Origin of the sequence: Candidatus Propionivibrio aalborgensis, assembly GCF_900089945.1 — a bacterium.
GTDB classification, from domain to species: domain Bacteria; phylum Pseudomonadota; class Gammaproteobacteria; order Burkholderiales; family Rhodocyclaceae; genus Propionivibrio; species Propionivibrio aalborgensis.
Genome location: NZ_FLQY01000379.1, coordinates 1 through 20,924, shown reverse-complemented (window position 1 = coordinate 20,924; position 20,924 = coordinate 1). Strand labels below are relative to the sequence as shown.

Below are 20,924 nucleotides of genomic sequence, written 5' to 3'. Positions count from 1 at the left end.
GCCTCATCAAGGGGTTGTGTATGTCTCACCTAATGAACACTTATGCCCGGTTGCCGGTCGCCTTCAGTCATGGCGACGGTAGCTGGGTAACCGACACCGAGGGCAAAATCTATCTCGATGCGTTGTCGGGAATCGCCGTTTCCACACTTGGGCATAATCATCCTGAGTTGGTGGCCGCGCTTGCTGCGCAGTGTCGACGCCTGTTGCATACCTCCAATCTCTATGCAATGCCGCAGCAGGAGCAGTTGGCCGACAAGCTCGCCGCCCTGGCAGGAATGGATGAGGTGTTTTTCTGCAATTCGGGTTGTGAAGCCAACGAAGCGGCGATCAAGCTTGCGCGCTTCTACGGTCACCGGCGAGGTGTCGACTGTCCGGCCATCATCGTCATGGAGAAGGCTTTTCATGGTCGAACAATGGCAACCCTGTCGGCGACGGGCAATCGCAAGGCACAAGCGGGTTTCGAGCCCCTTGTATCGGGTTTCGTGCGCGCGCCTTACAATGAGCTGGATGCCATTCGCGCCATCGCCGAAAAGAATAAGAATGTCGTTGCCGTCATGCTTGAAATCGTACAGGGTGAGGGCGGTATTCATATTGCGGATATCGATTTTCAACGTGGGCTTCGTCGGCTTTGCGACGAAATGGGTTGGCTGTTTATCTGCGACGAAGTGCAGTGTGGCATGGGCCGTACCGGTAAGTGGTTCGGCTTCCAGCATGCCGGTATTCGCCCGGATGTGGTGACCTTGGCCAAGGGGCTCGGGAGCGGTATTCCGATCGGTGCTTGCCTTACTGCTGGTGAAGCCGCAGGACTCTTCTGTCCAGGCAATCACGGGTCGACCTTTGGCGGCAACCAGTTGGCGACTACGGCAGCGACGACCACGATCGACGTGATCGAAAACGATCAATTGATTGCCAATGCCGTATTGGTGGGGCAATTGATCAAGGCAGGACTGACACAGGCACTGAAAGAAGTTGATGGGGTTGTCGATATCCGTGGTCAGGGTTTGATGATCGGCATCGAATTGGATCGTCCCTGCGCTGAGCTGGTGACACGCGGCCTGGAAGCCGGGCTATTGATCAATGTAACCGCCGAAAAGGTCGTGCGTTTGCTGCCCCCGCTAAACTTCAGTGCGGAAGAAGGGGAAGAGCTCGTAACGCGGCTTTCCAAATTGATTCGTGATTTTCTTGCTGCCTGAACAGGGACCGCCATGAGAATTGTCAAGCCAGGCGTCAAACACTTCCTGCAGTTCAAGGACTTTACACGGGATGAGTTCGATTACCTGTTCGAGCGCACGCGCTGGATCAAGGAACAGTTCAAGTCCTATCAACAGCATCGGCCGTTGATTGACCGCACATTGGTGATGATTTTCGAGAAGGCCAGTACCCGCACTCGCCTTTCATTCGAGGCTGGAATGCAGCAGCTTGGTGGTGCGGCGATCTATTTGAATACGCGCGATTCTCAACTCGGTCGCGGCGAGCCGGTCGAAGACGCGGCGCAGGTCATCTCGCGCATGAGCGACCTGATCATGATCCGTACCTTCGAGCAGGAAACCGTCGAACGCCTTTCGGCGTATTCCCGCGTGCCGGTGATCAACGGGTTAACCAACGAATACCATCCGTGCCAGATCATGGCGGATATCTATACCTATATTGAGCACCGAGGCCCGATTCAAGGGAAAACGGTGGCCTGGATCGGTGATTCAAACAATGTTTGCAATACATGGTTGCAGGCCGCCGAAGTACTGGATTTCAATGTCCGCGTATCGACCCCGCCGGGATATGGGGTGGAACCGGAGCGTGCGGGGCTATACGGTACTGACCACTTCGAGCAGATCGACGATCCAATGGCGGCGGCAACGAACGCCGATATCGTGACGACCGATGTGTGGACTTCAATGGGTTTTGAATCCGAGAACGAAGAGCGCAAGCGTGATTTTGCCGACTGGCAAGTGGACGCGGATATGATGCGTGTCGCCCGACACGATGCGCTGTTCCTGCATTGCCTGCCGGCGCATCGTGGTGAAGAGGTTACCGCCGAAGTTCTCGACGGCCCGCAGAGCGTCGTCTGGGATGAGGCGGAGAATCGTCTACATGTACAAAAAGCGTTGATGGAGTATCTGGTACTCGGTCATATGAATTCGTAAGTCTGGAGTTTTGAATGAGTGACATCAAGAAGGCAGTTCTGGCATATTCCGGAGGTCTGGATACGTCGGTGATTCTCAAGTGGTTGCAGGATACCTATCAGTGCGAAGTCGTGACCTTCACGGCCGATTTGGGGCAGGGTGAGGAACTGGAGGCGGCACGCCCAAAGGCGATCAAGTTCGGCATCAAACCCGAGAACATCTACATCGACGATCTGCGTGAAGAATTCGTACGCGACTTCGTTTTCCCGATGTTCCGGGCCAATACGGTCTACGAAGGCGAGTATCTGCTGGGTACGTCAATTGCGCGACCGTTGATCGCAAAGCGGATGATTGACATTGTTAACCTGACGGGATCGGATGCGGTCGTGCACGGGGCGACCGGCAAGGGCAATGATCAGGTACGTTTTGAACTCGGTGCCTATGCACTCAAGCCCGACATAAAGATCATTGCGCCATGGCGGGAATGGGATCTTCTTTCGCGCGAGAAGCTTCTGGCCTATGCCGAGAAGCATGACATACCGGTCGAGATGAAGCACAAGCAGGGTGGCTCGCCCTATTCTATGGATGCCAATCTTCTGCATATCAGCTATGAAGGTCGTCACCTGGAGGAGCCTTCTGCCGAGGCTGAGGAGTCGATGTGGCGCTGGACGGTGTCGCCGGAAGCGGCGCCCGACGCAGCAGAATACCTCGATCTTGAATTCGAGAAGGGCGACCTTGTTGCCATCAGCGGCAAGCGCATGCCGGCTGACCAATTGCTGGCCCTGCTCAATCAGATCGGTGGAAAACATGGCATCGGTCGTATCGATCTTGTCGAGAATCGTTATGTCGGCATGAAATCGCGCGGTTGCTATGAAACACCCGGTGGCACGATTCTTCTTCGTGCTCACCGTGCTATCGAGTCGATCACACTGGATCGCGAGGTTGCCCATCTCAAGGACGACCTCATGCCGCGTTACGCCAGCCTGATTTACAACGGCTATTGGTGGAGCCCTGAACGCAATGCCTTGCAGGCGCTGATTGACCATACTCAACAGAAAGTCAACGGTTGGGTTCGCCTCAAACTCTACAAGGGTAACGTCATCGTTGCAGGCCGAGATTCAAAGACCGATTCACTGTTCGATTCGACCATTGCTACTTTTGAGGATGATGCCGGCGCATACGACCAGAAGGATGCCGGTGGCTTCATCAAGCTCAATGCGCTGCGAATGCGCATTGCGGCCAAGCTTGACAAACGCAAGAGTTGATTCTTTGCGATATTGGCTCGGCCGCAAGACCGGGCTCGTCGTTCAACTATGGAAAGGTCTCTGAACATGTCGCAGTTTGATAATGTGAGTGTCGTCAAGCGAGCCAATGTTTACTTCGATGGTAAATGTGTAAGCCATTCCCTGCTGTTAGCGGACGGCACAAAGAAAACAGTGGGGGTCATTCTGCCCTCATCGTTGGTCTTCGACACCGGATCGCCCGAAGTCATGGAAGGCATCGGCGGCTCCTGTCGGGTACGCATGAAGGGGGAGAGTGATTGGAGCAGCTACAGCACAGGGCAATCATTCGAGGTGCCGGGAAACTCGTCGTTCGAGATTTCTTGCGACGAGCCTTATCATTACGTTTGTCATTTCAGTTAAGCGGAGGCTTTGATGCCATCTTTCGATTTTTCTTCTGAAGTGGACATGGTGGCGCTGAAAAATGCCATCGATTCAGCTGGAAAGAAACTTATCGGGCGCCACGACTTCAAGGGCACAAGTGCCAAGCTTGAGTTGAACGATAAGGACAAGGCAATCACAGTGTACGCAGACTCGGACTTTCAACTAAATCAGGTCAAGGACATTCTTTTCCCAGAGATGGAAAAGAAGGAACCGGACTGTACCAAACGCCTGGATCATCAGCCGGTGCAGAAAGTATCCGGCGACAAGGTCAAGCAGGAGCTGAAGATCAAGATCGGCATAGAGATCGAGTTGGCAAAAAAGATTGTCAAGTTGTTGAAGGATTCAAAACTCAAGGTGCAGGCTGCCATTCAGGGAGATGCTGTGCGTGTCAGTGGTGCCAAGCGCGATGTCCTGCAGGAAGCCATCAGTCTGGTAAAGAAGGCCATTGTCGATTTCCCGATCAAGTACGGCAATTTTCGCGATTGATATCTGTTATTGAGAGCCGCGTTGGACGGCTGGCTGTTTCTGCGGAAAGCATGTGTGGTGGTCGCTTGACTGGTTCCCGGCCGGCTACGTGAGATATTTCCTGCGAGTTCTTGGTATGTGTGTTTGCCGAGACATGGCGTTGTTTCCACAATTGAGCTCTGATACCCCTGTTGTCAAAGACTGCTGAAGATTTGGAAGAAAGCAAACGCATAAATCCCGGCGTTCTTTCCTGGGTGGAAGAACTTCGTCGTGTGTCGATGGCGGTCAGCAAGAAGACCATCAAGTCATCCACAAGTCGAAATCAGTTGTTCTATCTCTTGCACTGGACAAAGGACGCCAGCGGTTTCGGGGTCACCGTTCTCAAGGGCCGTGATCCTGAGAGTGCCGAAGAATGGTGGACCATCGATCGTGCACTGAGCAAACCACTGGCTTTTGTTGCCGAAGAGGATGTCGGTATTCTGCGTCTGCTTTGGGCCGACCGGGCGCATGATTGCGGTCTGCGGGCCTTCAGTCTGGGTTCGCAGCACGGGGGAGATATCCTGCAGCGGATGGCACGGACCGGCCGCCTTTTTCCGGAGAATGAGTTTTCGCCGCTGCTGTTGGCCGAGGCGCGCCCGGCGACTGTGGGTTGGCGGCTTGATATCAACGGACGGCAAAGGCCCTGTTTCAAACCGACACCTGCAGCCAGTCTAGTGGTGCACCTGCAGCCCCCCTGGTATGTCGACCTAGATGAGTTTGTCTTGGGTCCCTTGGATGTGCCTGGCAACTCTTCAGTCATTGCGCGCCTGTTAGCGCTACCACCATTGTCCGATGTTGAGGCAGCACTGGTTGCCGAAGCGCTGACTGAGCTTGCGCCCGAATTGCCGATTCCTTCCGAGTATGCCAGTGCCCGTCTACGCTGTATTGAAACCAGTCCCATTCCGGTATTGCGTTTGCAGACACTCCATACGCATGGCAACAGGAACTGGCGCGGCTACGTCGTCAGCTATAACGCGGGCTCTTTCGACGTGGTGTTACCGGTGTTTCGTTATCACGATGCGGAGATCAAGCCGGGCGACGTTCGAGAGTTTTCCACGCTGCCTGAAGGGGAGACCGTACGCATACTTCGTCAGTTCGAGCGAGAAAAGGAATTGATGGGCAGCTTGACTGAAACAGGGCTGCAGAAAATCCCGGCTTATGCACTACATACTTTTGGCAGTCCACCCGATAGCGCATACGGTCTGGAAAATGAATCGTGCTGGCCGCGCTTCATGCGTGAAGCGTTGCCAGAGCTTCGCGATGCCGGCTGGCAGATCGAGTTTGATGAAGACTTTCGGCATCACGCGCTTCAAGTCGAGGCGTGGGAAGCCGATCTGATTGAGTCTGAAAACGGCTGGTTTGATCTCGACATGGGCATCATCGTCGAAGGCGAACGTTTGCCACTGGCGCCTCTGCTCGCGGCCTTGTTCCGGAGTGATCCACGCTGGCTGGATTCAGCACTGCTTGATCAGATTGCCGACGATGAAATGATCGAACTCAAGACACCGGTCAAACTGCGAATTTGCGCCCCGGCTGGACGTCTGAAGCCGCTCGCGGCGACCTTGATTGATCTTTTCGACGGCTTCACCGGTGGCAACGTTCTGCGCCTCTCACGTTTTGATGCGCCGCGCCTTGCCGAACTGAACGACACCAGCCGCTGGCAGTTCCGCGGTCAGCGCGATGTGCTGGCGCTCGCTGACCAGTTGTCGGTGGCCCAGGGTATCAGTCACATCGACTCACCGGCCGGTTTGGGGCTTGAGTTGCGCTCCTACCAGAAGGAGGGTTTGGCCTGGCTGCAGTTTCTGCGCCAGCAGAAGTTGTCCGGAATTCTGGCGGACGATATGGGCCTTGGCAAGACAGCGCAGGCACTGGCGCATTTGCTGATGGAAAAGGAATCCGGGCGTCTGGATCGTCCGGCACTGATAGTCTTGCCCACGTCACTGATCTTCAACTGGAAGAACGAGGCGGCTCGCTTTGCGCCAAGCCTGTCGATCCTTTCCCTGCATGGCATCGAACGCAAGAGTCGGTTTGTTGAAATTCCGCAGCATGATCTGGTGATGACGACATATCCTTTGCTGTGGCGCGATTCACACGAGCTGACCCAGTACCGCTACCATCTCCTCATTCTTGACGAAGCACAGACAGTCAAGAACTCTCGAAGTCAAGGAGCTGAGGTCGTGCGCAAGATCGACGCACGGCACCGCCTTTGCCTGACCGGCACGCCGTTGGAAAACCATCTGGGCGAATTGTGGAGTCAGTTCGATTTCCTGTTGCCCGGTTTTCTGGGCAACAGCAATACCTTTGCCAAGTACTGGCGCATGCCGATCGAAAAGCAAGGCGATGCGCAGCGCCGGAACCTGCTGGCCCAGCGGATACGCCCCTTCATCCTACGCCGCAAAAAAGAAGAAGTGGCGCGCGAATTGCCGCCCAAAACCGTCATCGTGCGCAAAATTGAACTCGCGGGGAGCCAGCGTGACCTTTACGAGACCGTCCGCGCAGCAATGGACGCCATGGTGAGGGAGGAGGTCGCCAGCAAAGGATTCGGGCGCAGCCAGATCGTTATCCTGGATGCACTACTCAAACTGAGGCAGATCTGTTGTGATCCCCGGTTGGTCAAGGCTGCTTCTGCGCAACGGGTCAGGGAGCGGGCCAAGCTGGATCTGCTGATGACCATGTTGCCCGAGCTGGTTGATGAGGGCCGTCGCATTCTGCTTTTTTCGCAATTTACCAGCATGTTGTCATTGATTGAGACTGAGCTGAAGTTTGCCGGCCTTGACTATGTCATCCTGAAGGGAGACACCTCCGACCGGGAATCGCCGGTGCGTCGATTCCAGGCGGGCGAAGTTCCAATTTTCCTGATCAGCCTGAAAGCGGGTGGCGTCGGCCTCAATCTTACCGCGGCCGATACCGTGATTCACTACGATCCGTGGTGGAACCCCGCCGTTGAGAATCAGGCGACTGATCGTGCTCATCGGCTCGGGCAGGACAAGCCGGTGTTCGTCTACAAGCTGATCATCGCTGGCAGTATTGAGGAAAAGATTCTCGCATTGCAGGAGCGCAAGGCAGACCTCGCTGCCGGGATCTTGTCAGAAGATCGTACGATCGACCTGAAATTCGGTGAAGAAGACATCGCAGCCCTATTCGCGCCACTTCCTGCTTGATACATGGAATGCACAATAGTCATCAATAGCGACCGCAAGGTTTGCAGCGAGTACTGCTGGAGGAAATCCCGCTGAAAGCCCGAAAGAGAGCAGAAATTCCAGAATCCACCGGCGTATTAGAGATGAAAGAATTGACTCGCGTTCAGCCATAGCGGTTTGACTGGAATACGCAGCTCAGCGATAATGAGAGTCTTTGTGCCCCTTCCTCTGTTTGGCTTTCTACGCTGGCTTTGTTGGTGACCGTGTTTACGCCAAATGCATGGGACTTTGACTAGATCGGACCAATAAATGACCAAGAATCATGCGTCACTCGCCATTGACCCCTATTACGATGGCGTTCCCGCGTACATGACCGAGGTCTACGATTGGGCATATGTCGATCCCAAGTGGGTTCGTGTTCTGGATCACAACCTGGTTGTGCGTGTGCAGTTGTTCCTGAATGACCAGCGGCTTATCCGTGCCTATTTGAACGAAATCAAGGAAGGCATGCGTGTCTGGCAACTGGCGCACGTGTATGGCGATCTGGTATCTCGTGCGGCACACAAAGTGGGGCCGCGCGGCACCTTCCATCTGACCGACGTAACTCCGATACAGATTGAGCATAGCCAGCGCAAACTGGACGGCATCGAATGGGCAAAAGTCATTCGATGCGATGCAGCCAGTTTTTCAGGCGAAGAATCGGTGGATTACGACCTGATCAGTAGCTTTTTCCTTTTGCACGAAGTTCCTGACGAGAAAAAGCACGAAATCGTCAATAACATGCTGGCGAATCTGCCCAAAGGCGGCAAGGCAGTGTTCGTTGACTACCACAACCCTGCGAGATGGCAGCCAGTTCGCTACATACTAAAACTCGTCAACCGCTATCTGGAACCATTTGCTGACGCGCTATGGAAAAACGAGATCAGTAGTTATGCTGCTCAGGCCGATCGTTTTACGTGGCGTAAGCGCACCTTTTTCGGTGGTGTCTATCAGTGCGTCTTGGTTGAGCACAAACAGTAGGTAACAACGGTGACACGGCCACGGCCACCGCCAGTGCACTACGTTTGTTCCTGAAAGCAGCGGATCGATCGAAGTCAATTCCGCTTCAAGCCCATCATCCAGATCGAGTACAACTGGTCGGCCAGTAGCCGCATGACTGGCAGGCGATCCGGGGTCTCAGACAGCATTTGTTCCGGTGTCTGCACTGTAACTGGCCGGGGATCCAGGCCATGCACTTCGGTGGCCCAGGACTTGCACCATTCATTGATCATTTCAGAGGTCATTTCGACATGGCACTGCATCGCCAGGTGCGGGCCGAGTGTGAACATCTGGTTGGTGCAGAATTCGTTGGTGAGGATGCGTTGCGCACCCGGTGGAATACTGAAAGTCTCACCATGCCACTGAAATACCGTTGCCAAGCCGGTTTCGCCAAGACAATCACGCAGCCATAGCCGTGCACTATCATTGTTTTCCGTATAGGCGTGGCCCCAGCCGATCTCCTTGATCGGGCTTGGCGTGACAACACCACCCAGAGCCTTGCTCATCAACTGGCTACCTAGGCAATGGCCAATGACCGGGATGTCTCTTGAGTTGGCATCACGAATCAGTGCGCACACTTGACCGATCCACGGCAACTGGTCGTTGACGCTCATTGGCCCACCCATCAGGCACAGTCCGGAGAATGCTTCTGCGCATTCGGGTACCGCCTCGTCCTGATCAATGGCAATCAGCTGCCATGGAATCGAGCGCTGATCGAGGAATGTGGCAAAATAGCCTGGTCCCTCGGTTTTAGTGTGGCGAAAAATGGCTATGGGTTTCATGTTCGTGAGCTTTCCGAGATCGGGTTGCGCTTCCGTGCACGCCGCGAATTTTACGCGCTGGGTAGCACGTTGCCTACTGTTTGCCGGAGTGGTCTTGGCCACTCAAGGCGTACGTGCTGCGGATGTCGGCCTCGCTGGCCTGTTTCCGGGCAAGGCTCTGTTGACCATTAATGGCGGCAGGCCGCGTGTCGTTCCCCTCGGCGTTACAACCGACGAAGGAGTGAAAGTGCTTTCCATCGAAGGCGAAACGGCGACTCTTGAAATTGATGGAAAGAAACGGATTTTGCGTGTTGGACAGAACGTTGCATCGCAGTCGTCCACCGATGGGCCGGCCCAGGCTGTGCTAACTGCCGATTCAGGTGGGCATTTTCTGGTGACCGGAAACATCAATGGGACGACCGTTCGGTTTATCGTGGACACTGGCGCCTCTATGGTTTCCCTGGGAGCGAGCGATGCACGTCGGATCGGCATTGATCCCAGCAAGGGGCTGCCCGGAATAGCCAACACAGCCAATGGTCAGACGATGGTGTCGCGTGTCAAGCTGGATACAGTGCGCGTCGGCGAAATTGTCCTCAATAATGTCGACGCCATGGTGCATCAGAACGATCTGCCCATCGCATTGCTCGGCATGAGTTTTTTGAATCGAATGGAAATGCAGCGGAATGGCGAGACGATGACACTTAAGAAGCGTTACTAGGAGAATTGCATGCCCCATCGCGACCAGGAAATCCTCATGTTGCGCCGCGAGCTTGAGATATTGATGGGTGAGAGGCAGACCCTTCTACGGGTTGTGGGTGCCACTGCCGCCCTGATCGCATGCCTTGACAGCAAGCGCTTGCCATTGGGTGCCGTGGAGTCTGCCGATCTGGTGGCGACGTCGATTAACGCGCTGTCCGAGGAAACATTGCAGGACGCCCTCAATGCCGTGAGTGCCGAAATCGAGGAGGAGGAAACTGGCGACCGAAACTGATGCTATCGTTCAATCATCTACCAGCGCGAGTCCGGACGCAATCGACCTTGAACATCTGCGGTCGGTGTTGTACCCGGTCCCGACGCGGACCGCATTCGTGCAGGAGGAGGATATTGATGACATTGAACTGACACCGGCTTCGGTGCTCTTCCCCATTGTCTTGCGGGAGGGAGGAGCGTCTGTGTTGCTCACCCAGCGTACGGAACACTTAAAGGATCATCCGGGTCAGATCAGTTTTCCAGGCGGCCGTTACGAACCTGACGATACTTCGCCAGCGCACACCGCGTTGCGTGAAGCTGAAGAAGAAATCGGTTTGTCATCTGCGCACGTTGAAATTGTCGGCTATCTGCCCGAGTACCTCACCATCACAGGGTATCGCGTAACGCCCGTAGTGGCGATCGTGACGCCGCCATTTGATTTGCAGCCCGACCCCTACGAAGTCGCGCAGATTTTCGAGGTACCGTTCTCTTTCCTGATGAACGCGGCAAACCATCAGCGCCACTCCTTGCCCTATCGTGGAAAAATTCGGCATTACGTTGCCATGCCCTACCAGGGGTACTTCATCTGGGGTGCCACGGCCGGTATCATCTTGACGCTCTCCAAGGCATTGTCGGCCTGAATCAGTCGAACGTCAGAGCCACCTTTTGCCTGATTCGCTGAAGCCGGAGACTCGGTTGGACGTGCTGAAGGCCTCTGCAGGCACTGTTTAAATATGGTATCTTCCCCGATTCCGATGCCCGACGGGCACAGACCGCTCTTCGCCGCGCAATCACATATTTCGCATGAATCTTTTTTCTCTGGTTGCCGTTCTGTTGCTTGAGCAGATTCGGCCATTGCCTTATCGTAGTGTTGTTCATGAGCCGCTTGCCAGGTTCGCTCGATTTCTTGAAGGCTACTTCAACGCAGGTGAGAGAAGCTACGGCCTGATTGCCTGGGTGATTTCCGTAGGCGGGCTGGTTTTGGTTGCCGGCGGCGTATATGCAGCGCTAAACGCACTCAACCCGCTGCTGGCCTGGCTCTGGAATGTGCTTGTTCTGTATCTAACGATGGGCTTCCGGCAGTTCAGTCACTATTACACCGACATCCAACTCGCTCTGCGCATGGAAGATGTGCCCCACGCGCGTCAGCTTTTGTCTGAGTGGCGGGGGCGGCCGGCCGACGATCTTTCGTCTTCCACCATTGCTCGGCTGGCGATTGAGGAAGCACTCAGCGCATCGCATCGTCACGTGTTTGGTGTGCTTGTCTGCTTCTTCCTGCTTCCGGGGCCATGCGGCGCCGTCCTTTATCGGGCGGCGGCTGTCTTTGCCGATACCTGGGGAAGAAGAAACGACGACGCCGCCGAGCGTTTCGGAAAATTTTCACAACAGGCCTTTGCTGTTATAGACTGGCTGCCCTTGCGGATTACTGCCGCCGGGTTTGCCATTGTCGGCAATTTTGAAGATGCAGTTTACTGTTGGCGAAATCAAGCCGACAAATGGCCGGATGACCAGCTGGGTAGTGGTATCGGTATCGTTCTGGCAAGCGGTGCTGGTGCGCTGGGTGTTCGACTGGGCATGCCGGTGGTCGAGGCCGGCGAGATTTCTGATCGCGCCGAGATCGGCACTGGCGATGAAGCGGATGTCGATTTCATGCAAAGTGCTGTCGGCTTGGTCTGGCGTGCCTTGATGCTCTGGTTGTTGCTGTTGCTGTTGTTGGGTTTTGCTAGTATGGTGGGTCCGTAATCGATACATATACACTTAGGAGATTGTAAACATGAGCAGAGATGTTGTCGTTTTAAGCGCAGTTCGTTCGGCGATCGGTACCTTCGGCGGTGGACTATCCTGGATTGAGCCATGCGAGCTGGCCGGCCTCGTCATGAAGGAGTCGATCGCGCGTTCCGGTGTTGATCCGAAGGAAATCAATTACGTAACGGTAGGCACCGTCCTTCCGACCGATTCACGCTACGCCTACGTCTCGCGCGTTGCCTCAATTCAGGCTGGTTTGCCGATGGAGTCGATCGCCATGCAGGTCAGCCGCCTCTGTTCTTCCGGTTTGCAGGGTATCGTCACTTCGGCACAGAACATCATGCTGGGTGACAGTGATTACGGAATTGGCGGTGGCGTCGAAGTCATGTCGCGCGCCACCTACATGCTCGCTGCGATGCGCACTGGCGCCCGCATGGGGGACACCAAGGCTGTCGATTCGATGGTTGCCACGCTGAATGATCCGTTTGGTGTAGGCCATATGGGCGTGACGGCGGAAAATGTTGCCACCAAATGGGGAATTACCCGCGAAGAACAGGATGCGTTTGCAGTCGAATCGCAGCAACGCGCCGGGCGTGCCATTGCCGAAGGACGTTTCAAGTCGCAGATCGTTCCGATCGTTCAGCAGACGCGTAAGGGCGATGTCGTGTTCGATACCGACGAGCACTGCAAACCCAAGACGACTTTGGAGTCTCTGGCGAAAATGAAACCGGCGTTCTCGAAAACGGGCACGGTTACCGCCGGCAATGCTTCAGGTATCAACGACGGCGCAGCCTTCTTCGTGTTGGCTGCCGCTGACGTTGCGGCCAAGGCCGGCCACAAGCCGATCGCACGTCTCGTTTCGTACGCCATCACCGGTGTGCCGAACGAGATTATGGGCATCGGCCCGATTTCGGCGACCAAGTTGGTACTCAAGAAGGCCGGATTGACGCTGGACCAGATGGACGTGATCGAAGCCAACGAAGCCTTCGCCGCTCAAGCGCTTGCGGTTAGCCGCGATCTTGGACTTGATCCGGCCAAAACCAACGTGAATGGTGGAGCTATCGCATTGGGCCACCCGATTGGTTGTTCCGGCGCTTTCATTGCCACCAAGGCCTTGTACGAGCTGCAACGCACCAACGGCAAGTATGCTCTGGTGACGATGTGTATCGGTGGCGGGCAGGGGATCGCGGCAATTTTCGAACGTCTCTGATCACGCGCTTCGCAATAAAAAAACCGACGGCTGGCCTGTCGGTTTTTTTATTAGTAGAGCAGGAAGTCTTCGCGGGCGGTCATCCAGGCCATTTCGTCGACCCACGCCAGCGCATCGAGGTCGGCCGGGGTTGCTGCAGGATCATCGACCCATTCGCGCAACAGTGGGCTGCCGTTGATCAGGTCGATGGCCAGACGCTCGCTTTCGTATTCGTAGGGAAAGTCGCGCCACAGCGGGTAGTCGGGCTGCAAGCGGCGCAAGGCCTTGAAGGCCAGACATTGCAGTCGCCAGGGACGGAACTCGGTGTGCTGGTAGTGTTCGTCATCGACATGAATCTGCACGCCGTTGCACAACTTTCCGGCATGTTTGTGGAAGGTCGGCTCGAACCCGCATTCGCGCAGGCGACAGCCGGCAAGCCAGCCCGGCGCGAGAGCGAACATTTCGGCGATCAGTGCCCGGGCGTCAATGTCCGGTGCGCCGAACAGCTCAAGCGGGTGGGTCGTGCCACGCCCTTCCGAGAGAGTGGTGCCTTCGAGCATCACGGTGCCAGGGTAGCAGCGCGTCATTGAAAGATTGGGCGCATTCGGGCTGGGGTTGATCCAGCTGCGCTTGCCAACTGGCCATCCGTAACCGGGGGCCGAATCGGGGAACCATCCGTGCATGCTTATCACTTCGCAATCGACGTCGAGCCTGAGAGTGGCGATAAACCAGCACGCCAGCTCGCCTAACGTCAGTCCGTGGCGCATGGGCAGTGCGCCAGCGCCGACAAAGCTTTCCCAGCCGGTCCGCAACACCAGGCCTTCCACGGGCCGGCCCGCCGGGTTGGGGCGGTCAAGTACCCACACCGTCTTCCCATGTTCGGCAGCCGCTTCAAGCATATAGCGCAGAGTGGTGATGAAGGTGTAAATGCGACAGCCGAGATCCTGCAGATCGATCAGCAGAACATCGAAGGTATCCATCATCGCCGGCGTCGGGCGGCGCACTTCGCCATACAGGCTGAATACCGGGATGCCATGCCGCGGGTCGACAAAATCGGACGATTCGACCATGTTGTCCTGCTTGTCGCCACGCAAGCCGTGCTGCGGGCCGAAGGCCGAGCTCAGGTGCAGCTCGGGGAATGCGGTCAACGCGTCAAGGGCGTGCGTCAAGTCGGCCGCGACCGACGCCGGGTGGGCAAGCAGTGCGACCTGACGCCCAGCCAGCGGCTTGCGCAACGCGGCGTCGGTGAGCAGGCGGTCGAGACCAAATAGAAGGATGGACATCGTTGCGCTTTCAAGCAGATTATCGAGGCTTCACCAGTTCAAATGCGAAGGAATTACGGTGATGAAAATCAGGGCGCGGCGAGGGATGGCGCAACGCCCAGTAACTGTGGCTGCCATCGACGGTATCGGCCGCTTCGACGACCGCCGAAAGCCCAAGCAGAAGCTTCCTGCTCCCTGCAAGCAGCGCATCAGGAAAAATCACGGCTTCCAGTTCCATCCGGCCGGCGAACAAGCGGGAAGTGATTTGCGGCGAATCGATCATGGCTGCCGTTTCGTCGGCAAGACGATAATCCGAAAATGCGTACGATGCCCATTGTCCTGAGGGCGAGAAGTTGAACTCGCGGTACGCCGTATCGCTGACACTGGCGACGAATGCTTCGAAGCAGGTGTGTTCCCAAAGCAGTTTGCGGTCCTCCGTCGGCAGCGTCGGGATCAGCAGGCGCGCCATGTCGCCACGGAGACGGAAGGCCAGTTCAAGAAAGCCATCGGAACGGAACAGCGCACGCGCTTCGATCGTACTGACCACCGGAGCCGGTGTCGCCGGGTGGCGGAGCAACTGCAATGGATAATCCGAACTTGCGTCATTGGAATTCATACAACGAATTCTAGCCGTTCCGTCGTCGCTATCGGGCACCAGTTTTTCCGGCCGTTCCGTACCCTTGGCACAGCGCATCCGTTATCATCGCCGCTTTCGCAACGTTTCTCGTAATTGGACTCCACACCACCATGCGCAACGACACGCCTGCCCCCGTACAGCTCAAGGACTATGCGCCGCCGCCATACCTGATAGAAACCGTAGATCTGGACGTGGATATCCGTCCATCCGCGACGCGGATTGTGGCCACCTTGGCTGGCGTACGCAACCCGGCGGTTCCTGGAGTCCATCCGCTGGCGCTCGACGGCGAGGATCTGGAGACAATTTCGGTCAAACTCGATGGCCGTTTGCTTCAAGCGGATGCGTATCAGCTGAATGAGCGCCAGTTGACTGTGAACGACTTGCCGGAGCGCTTCACGCTGGAAACGTGTGTGTCCATCCAGCCCGACAAAAATACGCAGCTTTCGGGACTGTATCGCAGTCGAGACGGCTACTTCACCCAGTGCGAGCCGCAGGGTTTTCGCCGCATCACCTGGTTCATCGACCGCCCGGATGTGATGGCGCGTTATTCCGTCACCATTCACGCTGACAAGGCCGATTTCCCGTTCCTGCTGTGCAACGGCAACCCGGCGGGTTCCGGCGACGAGCCGGACGGTCGCCATTATGCCACTTGGGAGGATCCATTCAGGAAGCCCAGCTATCTCTTCGCATTGGTCGCGGCAAAGCTCGATGTGCTGCGCAGCAGCTATCGCACCCGCTCTGACCGCGACGTTCAGCTGGCGATATACGTCGAACCGGGCAAGCTCGATCAGTGTGGTCATGCGATGGCGGCGCTCAAGAAAGCGATGCACTGGGACGAGGAGACTTTCGGCCTCGAGTGCGATCTCGACCACTACATGATCGTCGCCGTCGGCGACTTCAACATGGGGGCGATGGAGAATAAAGGGCTCAACATCTTCAACACCAAGTATGTTCTGGCGCGCGCCGACGTGGCGACCGATACCGACTTCGAGAACATCGACCGCGTGGTGGCCCATGAATACTTCCACAACTGGACCGGTAACCGCGTGACCTGCCGCGACTGGTTCCAGCTTTCACTGAAGGAAGGGTTGACCGTTTTCCGCGATCAGGAATTCGGTGCCGACACGCACAGTCGCGAGACCGCCCGTATCCGCGAGGTGCGCGGTCTGCGCGCCGCTCAGTTCCCCGAGGACGCCGGCCCGATGGCGCATCCGGTGCGCCCGGCCAGCTACCTCGAGATCAACAATTTCTACACGGCGACGGTGTACGAGAAGGGCGCCGAGGTCGTGCGCATGATCCGCACGCTGATTGGCAGCGAAGCGTTCCGGCGCGGCATGGATCTCTATTTCGAACGCCACGACGGCCAGGCGGTCACCTGCGATGATTTTGTCGCGGCGATGGGCGATGCCGCCGGATTCGACTTCACCCGCTTCATGACCTGGTACAGCCAGTCCGGTACACCGAAGGTGATCTCGCGCGGCGAATACGATGCGGATGCACGGCGTTACACCTTGATGCTGACGCAGAGTTGCGCACCGACGCCGGATCAGCCGGAGAAGGCGCCTTACCTGATACCTGTCGCCGTAGGCCTGGTCGCGCCGACAGGTGATGACCTTGAGCTTGGCGATCAAGGAATTCATGACGCGAACACGAGGTTATTCACGCGCGTCCTGCAACTGGCCGAAGCTGAGCAAGTCTTTATTTTCGACAACATCCCGGTCGCGCCGGTGCCGTCTCTGCTGCGCAATTTCTCGGCGCCTGTCGTGCTTGAGCATGACTACAGCGAAGCCGAACTCGTCCATTTATTGGCCTTTGACAGCGATCCGTTCAACCGCTGGGAAGCTGGCCAGCGGCTGTTTGGCCGTTTGATCCGCAGAGCCGTGATCAGCCTGGCGCGCGGTGAAGCGGTTGATTGGCCGGACAGCGTGATCGAAGCCGCGCGCAAGGTTCTGGTCGGACCCGGCGAACCGGCCTTCATCGCCGAAGTGTTGACCTTGCCCGGCGAGGCAACGCTTGCCGAGCAGATGGAAGTGGTTGATCCTGAAGTGCTGCACACGGCCAGAAACGGTCTGGCGAATTGTCTGGCAAGCGGACTGGAAGGCGAACTCGTCCGACTTTACTCCACGCTTGCACCAATCGGGCCGTATCAACCGGATACGGCGGGGGCGGCGCGTCGGCGTTTGCGAAATCTGTGCCTCAGCTATCTGAATGAACTGGATTCGGCCGAGTACCTTGCCTTGGCGCGCCAGCAATTCGACAGCGCCGACAACATGAGCGACCAGTTCGCCGCACTCACCGTTCTGGCCAATGCGCGGGCCGATGTGCGCGAACAGGGCAAGGCAGCACTCGCTGCGTTTTACGAGCGGTGGCAGCACGAAGCGCTGGTGGTCGACAAGTGGCTATCGGTTCAGGCCGGCAGCCGCTTGTCAGACACTCTGGCGCGGGTAGAAAGCCTTACCCGTCATCCGGCTTTCGACATCCGCAATCCGAACAAGGTCTACGCCTTGTTGCGTACTTTCGGTGCCAATCACCGGAATTTCCATGCTGCTGACGGTAGCGGATACCGCTTCCTCGCTGGCCTGATTGCCCGGCTCGACCCGATCAACCCGCAGGTCGCCGCGCGGATGGCGCGCAGCTTCGATCGCTGGAAAAGATTCGACGCCGAGCATCAGGGCCATGCACGCGCGGCGCTGCAAGGCTTGCAGCAGCAGGCTGGTTTATCGAGCGATGTGTTCGAGGTCGTCAACAAGGCTCTGGCCCCGTGATGGTCATGGCCGGCGAACCCAAAGCGGCCGGCGGTCCGGCTCTGGCCGGCGTGCAGTTCTTCTTCACGCTGGGCTGGACGGTGTACGTGATCTATCTGCCGGAGCTTCTAGCGTCGGCCCACGTGGCAAGCACCTGGCTGCCGCTCCTGTTGATGGCCGATCAGCTGATTTTTGCTGTCATGGACATGGCCTTTGCGCTGGTCGCCGATCGCTTGGCGGACGGTTACCAAAAACTGGCTCGTCTGCTCTTGTGGCTCACGATCATTTCAACTGTCGCCTTCGTATTGCTGCCCATGTCCGGAAAGGTCTCGCCGAATTTGCTCATCGCCGTTCTGTTCATCTGGGTACTCAGCGCGTCGGTCCTGCGCGCGCCAACCATGGTGCTGCTTGCCAAGCGCGCCAAGGTAGCGCAGCAGGGTCGTCTGGTTCGCTGGTACGCCGCAGGGATGGCCCTTGCGGCGGCCTTGTCGCCCTACGTTGGCACGCTGCTCAAGGGCGTCGATCCGCGTTTGCCGTTTGTGCTTGCTGCCGTCACGCTGCTGATCGCCGTTGTCGTATTGCTGCGCGCGTTCGTCGCTACCGGCCCTGAGCCCCGCGTCGATGCGCCGCAACCCGTCGCCTTTGCCGCCTATGCACCCGTGCTGGCGGTTCTAGTGTTGGCAGCTGGCGGCTTCCAGTTGCATGCCTTCGTCAATGCCGGGCCGCAGTTTCTGGAGCATGCGGCAAAGGAAAGCCTGCCTTGGCTGATGCCTTTGCTGTGGGTCGGCTTCTTTAGCGCGCTGCCCACCGTCGGCGCGCTCGTGAAGCGCTTCGGCATGCTGACCGTCGCAGCTGCTGGTATCTTGCTGGCGGCGCTTGGCAGTTACGCGTCAGGGGTAGCCGCCAGCCTTCCATCGCTGGTGGCGATGCAAATACTGAGCGGTGTCGGTTGGGCCGCCGCTTTTGCTGGCCTGATGGAGTACGCTTCGAAGTCGGGGACGCGTGGCGCGGAAGGTCTGTTCATGGGCAGTTTTTTCGCGGTACTCGCGCTGGCGACCTTTGGCCGCATCCTGTTTGTCAGCCAGTTGTTGCCGCACAGTCCGCACTTGCGAGGCTTGATGACTTACCTGCCATCGGGCTTGCTGTTGGCCGCCGGGCTGATCGCAGCACTTTATGCCTTCAAAGTGTCCGGTCGCCGCACTGATGACGCGCAGCTTTGATCGCCGGAAAAGGTTTGACGCCGGGTACCCGCGCCGCGCACATGCGGCGCTGGAGTCGTTCCGGAATCAAGCGGGGCTTTCGCCGGCGTATTTGAAGTCGCCGACAAGGCCCAGCGCTGAGCGGTCGCATCGCATCGCGGGCGGTTTGGCGTGGCGACCGGACGGCCTTTACGGGTCCGAAGGCGATCCAGGGAGCCTGAATGTCCGGGTCTCGGTTCAGGTGGCGGGGCGCGCGCTATGCGAAGGCGGGGCTGGCGCGTCAGTGTGCTCCGTAATGTGGCCGGTAGTCTTGGCGCGATACATTGCCATGTCGGCATTGCGCATGAGTTGGTCGCGGTCCGGGCCATCGCTGTCGAAATAGGCAAGTCCGATGCTGGCCCCGACGCCGCAGCCAGGGACGGAGGTCTCCGCCAACTCGCGAACCATCGTTACCAGCTCGCTCGCCAGCGCCAGCGGTCCGCCGTCGGCACCGCAGTCTTCGCAGATAACGGCGAATTCATCACCACCAAGGCGGGCGACGAAATCGGACTTTCGCATGCGCTCGCGCAGACCGGCGGCGATAGTTTTCAATAGACGGTCGCCGGTCTGGTGGCCGAAAGAGTCGTTGACCCTCTTGAAACCGTCGAGGTCGATGAACAACAAGGCGCCGCGGCTCCGTCGCCGTTCGGCGCGTGCCAGCGCCTGCGCGACGAAGGACTCGAAATGCCTCCGGTTCGGAATGTCGGTGAGACCGTCGTGATGCGCGATATGCCGCAAGGCCCTGCGCGCGAGGTACAGTTCGGTGATGTCGTACACCCAGAGCAGCAATGCCGGTCGATCCTTGAAGGTGATCGTTCGAGCGCTTATCAGGCAGTGCCAATGGCTGCCGTCCGCACGGACCATCGATCTTTCGAGGTTGAGGACGGTCGTGTCGAGGTCGATTTCTTCAAGCAGCATGCGGCAGAAACCGGAAGCCGTATTGCCGATTAGCGAATCCGCTGGCGCGCCGGCAAGTTCGGCGAGACGCTTGTTGCAGAAGCGAATCGTCATATCCGCTTGGTCGATGAGCGCGACGCCGATCGGGCTGGCTTCCAGCATGGCCAGCAAGTTAGCCTCGGATGCGTCGCGCTGCGCTTCTGCGTGCTTGCGCTCGGTGATGTCGATGTAGGTGGTGACGAAGCCGCCATCAGGTAGCGGCGAGCCGATGATCTCGATCGACGTGCCGTCCGGTCGGGTACGCTCGAACTGGTGCAGCGTCGGATGTCGGGCCTGTTCAACGCGTTGGGCAACCATCTCTTCGACGTCGCAGGGACCGTAATCGCCACGCTCGGCGTTGAAGCGGATAAATTCCGCAAACGGTCGGCCCGGGCGCGCGAATTCCGGGGGGAAACGCATGATCTCGAGGAAATGATCGTTGCACAGTTCCAGTGTCAATTGCGGCCCGATGACTGAAATTCCGTGGCGGATGTGGCTGACCACGAGTTCAAGCTGGTGCGTCTTGCGTGCCAGCTCTGCCTCGCGCTGGCGTAACTCCGCGGTGCGTTCCTCGACCCGGCGCTCAAGTTGGCTGGAGAGATCGGCCAGCGCCTTCTCACGCTGTCGCTCGGTTGTAACATCGATGTAGATGGTGATGAATCCACCACTGCGCAACGGGCTGCCGCGGACTTCGAGGATTGTGCCGTCGGGTCGCAGGCGCTCGAAGCGGTGCGGTTCGAAACGGCGCGCCTGTGCCATTCGCTCCTCGACCAGCGCCTCGATGTCACCGTCGCCATATTCGCCACGTTCGGCGTTGAAGCGGAACATCGCGGCGAGGCTGGTGCCCGGCACCATCAGTTCGGCCGGAAAACCAAGCATCTCGACGAATCGACGGTTGGCGGTGACCAGGCGTAATCTGGAATCAAAAACCGTCACACCCGAGTCGAGCGAATCGATTCCGTCGATCAGCAAGTCG

18 protein-coding genes are annotated in these 20,924 nt (G+C 57.6%); 14 read left to right on the top strand and 4 right to left on the bottom strand.

The genetic code is table 11. From position 1 onward, the window contains the following. The first annotated feature begins 20 nt into the window (after nt 1-20). From PROAA_RS16665 to rquA, 7 genes are all read left to right on the top strand, one after another. Nucleotides 21-1,193 carry an aspartate aminotransferase family protein gene (locus PROAA_RS16665; RefSeq protein ID WP_186412424.1) on the top strand — a complete coding sequence of 391 codons (1,173 nt, stop codon included), beginning with the start codon at nt 21-23 and terminating at the stop codon, nt 1,191-1,193. A 12-nt stretch (nt 1,194-1,205) separates the two neighbouring features. Continuing rightward, nucleotides 1,206-2,141, top strand: coding sequence for an ornithine carbamoyltransferase (gene argF / locus PROAA_RS16660; RefSeq protein ID WP_186412423.1), 936 nt, complete (start codon nt 1,206-1,208; stop codon nt 2,139-2,141). 14 nt (nt 2,142-2,155) lie between these two features. After that, entirely contained in the window at nt 2,156-3,385 is a 1,230-nt protein-coding gene (locus tag PROAA_RS16655; RefSeq protein WP_186412422.1) for an argininosuccinate synthase, read from the top strand. Between the two features lie 66 nt (nt 3,386-3,451). After that, a complete protein-coding gene (ppnP, locus tag PROAA_RS16650) occupies nt 3,452-3,763 on the top strand; it encodes a pyrimidine/purine nucleoside phosphorylase (RefSeq protein ID WP_186412421.1) in 312 nt (103 codons plus the stop codon). A 12-nt stretch (nt 3,764-3,775) separates the two neighbouring features. After that, a complete protein-coding gene (locus PROAA_RS16645; RefSeq protein ID WP_186412420.1) occupies nt 3,776-4,270 on the top strand; it encodes a YajQ family cyclic di-GMP-binding protein in 495 nt (164 codons plus the stop codon). Nucleotides 4,271-4,440: 170 nt separating this feature from the next. Next, nucleotides 4,441-7,449, top strand: a complete 3,009-nt coding sequence (locus PROAA_RS16640; protein WP_245664315.1) for a DEAD/DEAH box helicase — start codon at nt 4,441-4,443, stop codon at nt 7,447-7,449. A 288-nt stretch (nt 7,450-7,737) separates the two neighbouring features. Next, complete coding sequence (gene rquA / locus PROAA_RS16635) at nt 7,738-8,448, top strand: rhodoquinone biosynthesis methyltransferase RquA (protein ID WP_186412419.1); 711 nt, start codon at nt 7,738-7,740, stop codon at nt 8,446-8,448. 74 nt (nt 8,449-8,522) lie between these two features. Here rquA and PROAA_RS16630 read toward each other — a convergent pair whose 3' ends face one another. Further along, a complete protein-coding gene (locus tag PROAA_RS16630; RefSeq protein WP_186412418.1) occupies nt 8,523-9,248 on the bottom strand; it encodes a type 1 glutamine amidotransferase in 726 nt (241 codons plus the stop codon). A gap of 88 nt (nt 9,249-9,336) precedes the next feature. Between PROAA_RS16630 and PROAA_RS16625 the strand changes: the two genes are divergently transcribed. The 5 genes from PROAA_RS16625 to PROAA_RS16605 all read left to right on the top strand — a co-directional run bounded on the left by PROAA_RS16625 (nt 9,337) and on the right by PROAA_RS16605 (nt 13,152). After that, nucleotides 9,337-9,945, top strand: a complete 609-nt coding sequence (locus tag PROAA_RS16625) for a retropepsin-like aspartic protease family protein (RefSeq protein ID WP_245664317.1) — start codon at nt 9,337-9,339, stop codon at nt 9,943-9,945. Between the two features lie 9 nt (nt 9,946-9,954). Then, a complete protein-coding gene (locus PROAA_RS16620; RefSeq protein WP_186412417.1) occupies nt 9,955-10,218 on the top strand; it encodes a hypothetical protein in 264 nt (87 codons plus the stop codon). A gap of 97 nt (nt 10,219-10,315) precedes the next feature. Beyond that, nucleotides 10,316-10,837: a CoA pyrophosphatase gene (locus tag PROAA_RS16615; protein WP_245664314.1), complete on the top strand. Its 522-nt coding sequence runs from the start codon at nt 10,316-10,318 to the stop codon at nt 10,835-10,837. 163 nt (nt 10,838-11,000) lie between these two features. Continuing rightward, complete coding sequence (locus tag PROAA_RS16610; protein ID WP_186412416.1) at nt 11,001-11,939, top strand: CobD/CbiB family protein; 939 nt, start codon at nt 11,001-11,003, stop codon at nt 11,937-11,939. Nucleotides 11,940-11,970: 31 nt separating this feature from the next. After that, complete coding sequence (locus PROAA_RS16605; protein ID WP_186412415.1) at nt 11,971-13,152, top strand: acetyl-CoA C-acyltransferase family protein; 1,182 nt, start codon at nt 11,971-11,973, stop codon at nt 13,150-13,152. Between the two features lie 50 nt (nt 13,153-13,202). Here PROAA_RS16605 and PROAA_RS16600 read toward each other — a convergent pair whose 3' ends face one another. Further along, nucleotides 13,203-14,414 carry an exo-beta-N-acetylmuramidase NamZ family protein gene (locus PROAA_RS16600; protein WP_186412414.1) on the bottom strand — a complete coding sequence of 404 codons (1,212 nt, stop codon included), beginning with the start codon at nt 14,412-14,414 and terminating at the stop codon, nt 13,203-13,205. A 19-nt stretch (nt 14,415-14,433) separates the two neighbouring features. Continuing rightward, nucleotides 14,434-15,009 (bottom strand): DOMON-like domain-containing protein, encoded by a 576-nt coding sequence (locus PROAA_RS16595; protein WP_222102323.1) that lies wholly within the window; start codon nt 15,007-15,009, stop codon nt 14,434-14,436. 131 nt (nt 15,010-15,140) lie between these two features. On the opposite strand from PROAA_RS16595, the gene pepN reads away from it, so the two are divergent. Together pepN and PROAA_RS16585 are read left to right on the top strand one after the other, a co-directional pair. Beyond that, the gene (gene pepN, locus PROAA_RS16590) at nt 15,141-17,795 is read left to right on the top strand and encodes an aminopeptidase N (protein WP_186412413.1); all 2,655 of its coding nucleotides are present in this window, start codon (nt 15,141-15,143) and stop codon (nt 17,793-17,795) included. Further along, a complete protein-coding gene (locus PROAA_RS16585) occupies nt 17,795-18,994 on the top strand; it encodes an MFS transporter (RefSeq protein ID WP_245664316.1) in 1,200 nt (399 codons plus the stop codon). The genes pepN and PROAA_RS16585 overlap by 1 nt, the downstream gene beginning before the upstream one ends. Nucleotides 18,995-19,210: 216 nt before the next feature. On the opposite strand, the gene PROAA_RS16580 is transcribed toward PROAA_RS16585, so the two are convergent. Continuing rightward, the coding region (locus tag PROAA_RS16580; protein ID WP_186412411.1) for a PAS-domain containing protein at nt 19,211-20,924 on the bottom strand (1,714 nt) is incomplete at its 5' end.

Bases quoted from the DNA above. Each gene is read 5' to 3' on its own strand.
- PROAA_RS16630 (WP_186412418.1), bottom strand. From the start codon at position 9,248: ATGAAACCCATAGCCATTTTTCGCCACACTAAAACCGAGGGACCAGGC.
- rquA (WP_186412419.1), top strand. From the start codon at position 7,738: ATGACCAAGAATCATGCGTCACTCGCCATTGACCCCTATTACGATGGC.
- PROAA_RS16665 (WP_186412424.1), top strand. From the start codon at position 21: ATGTCTCACCTAATGAACACTTATGCCCGGTTGCCGGTCGCCTTCAGT.
- argF (WP_186412423.1), top strand. From the start codon at position 1,206: ATGAGAATTGTCAAGCCAGGCGTCAAACACTTCCTGCAGTTCAAGGAC.
- pepN (WP_186412413.1), top strand. From the start codon at position 15,141: ATGCGCAACGACACGCCTGCCCCCGTACAGCTCAAGGACTATGCGCCG.
- PROAA_RS16645 (WP_186412420.1), top strand. From the start codon at position 3,776: ATGCCATCTTTCGATTTTTCTTCTGAAGTGGACATGGTGGCGCTGAAA.
- PROAA_RS16595 (WP_222102323.1), bottom strand. From the start codon at position 15,009: ATGAATTCCAATGACGCAAGTTCGGATTATCCATTGCAGTTGCTCCGC.
- PROAA_RS16605 (WP_186412415.1), top strand. From the start codon at position 11,971: ATGAGCAGAGATGTTGTCGTTTTAAGCGCAGTTCGTTCGGCGATCGGT.
- PROAA_RS16600 (WP_186412414.1), bottom strand. From the start codon at position 14,414: ATGTCCATCCTTCTATTTGGTCTCGACCGCCTGCTCACCGACGCCGCG.
- PROAA_RS16610 (WP_186412416.1), top strand. From the start codon at position 11,001: ATGAATCTTTTTTCTCTGGTTGCCGTTCTGTTGCTTGAGCAGATTCGG.
- ppnP (WP_186412421.1), top strand. From the start codon at position 3,452: ATGTCGCAGTTTGATAATGTGAGTGTCGTCAAGCGAGCCAATGTTTAC.
- PROAA_RS16655 (WP_186412422.1), top strand. From the start codon at position 2,156: ATGAGTGACATCAAGAAGGCAGTTCTGGCATATTCCGGAGGTCTGGAT.
- PROAA_RS16620 (WP_186412417.1), top strand. From the start codon at position 9,955: ATGCCCCATCGCGACCAGGAAATCCTCATGTTGCGCCGCGAGCTTGAG.
- PROAA_RS16585 (WP_245664316.1), top strand. From the start codon at position 17,795: ATGGTCATGGCCGGCGAACCCAAAGCGGCCGGCGGTCCGGCTCTGGCC.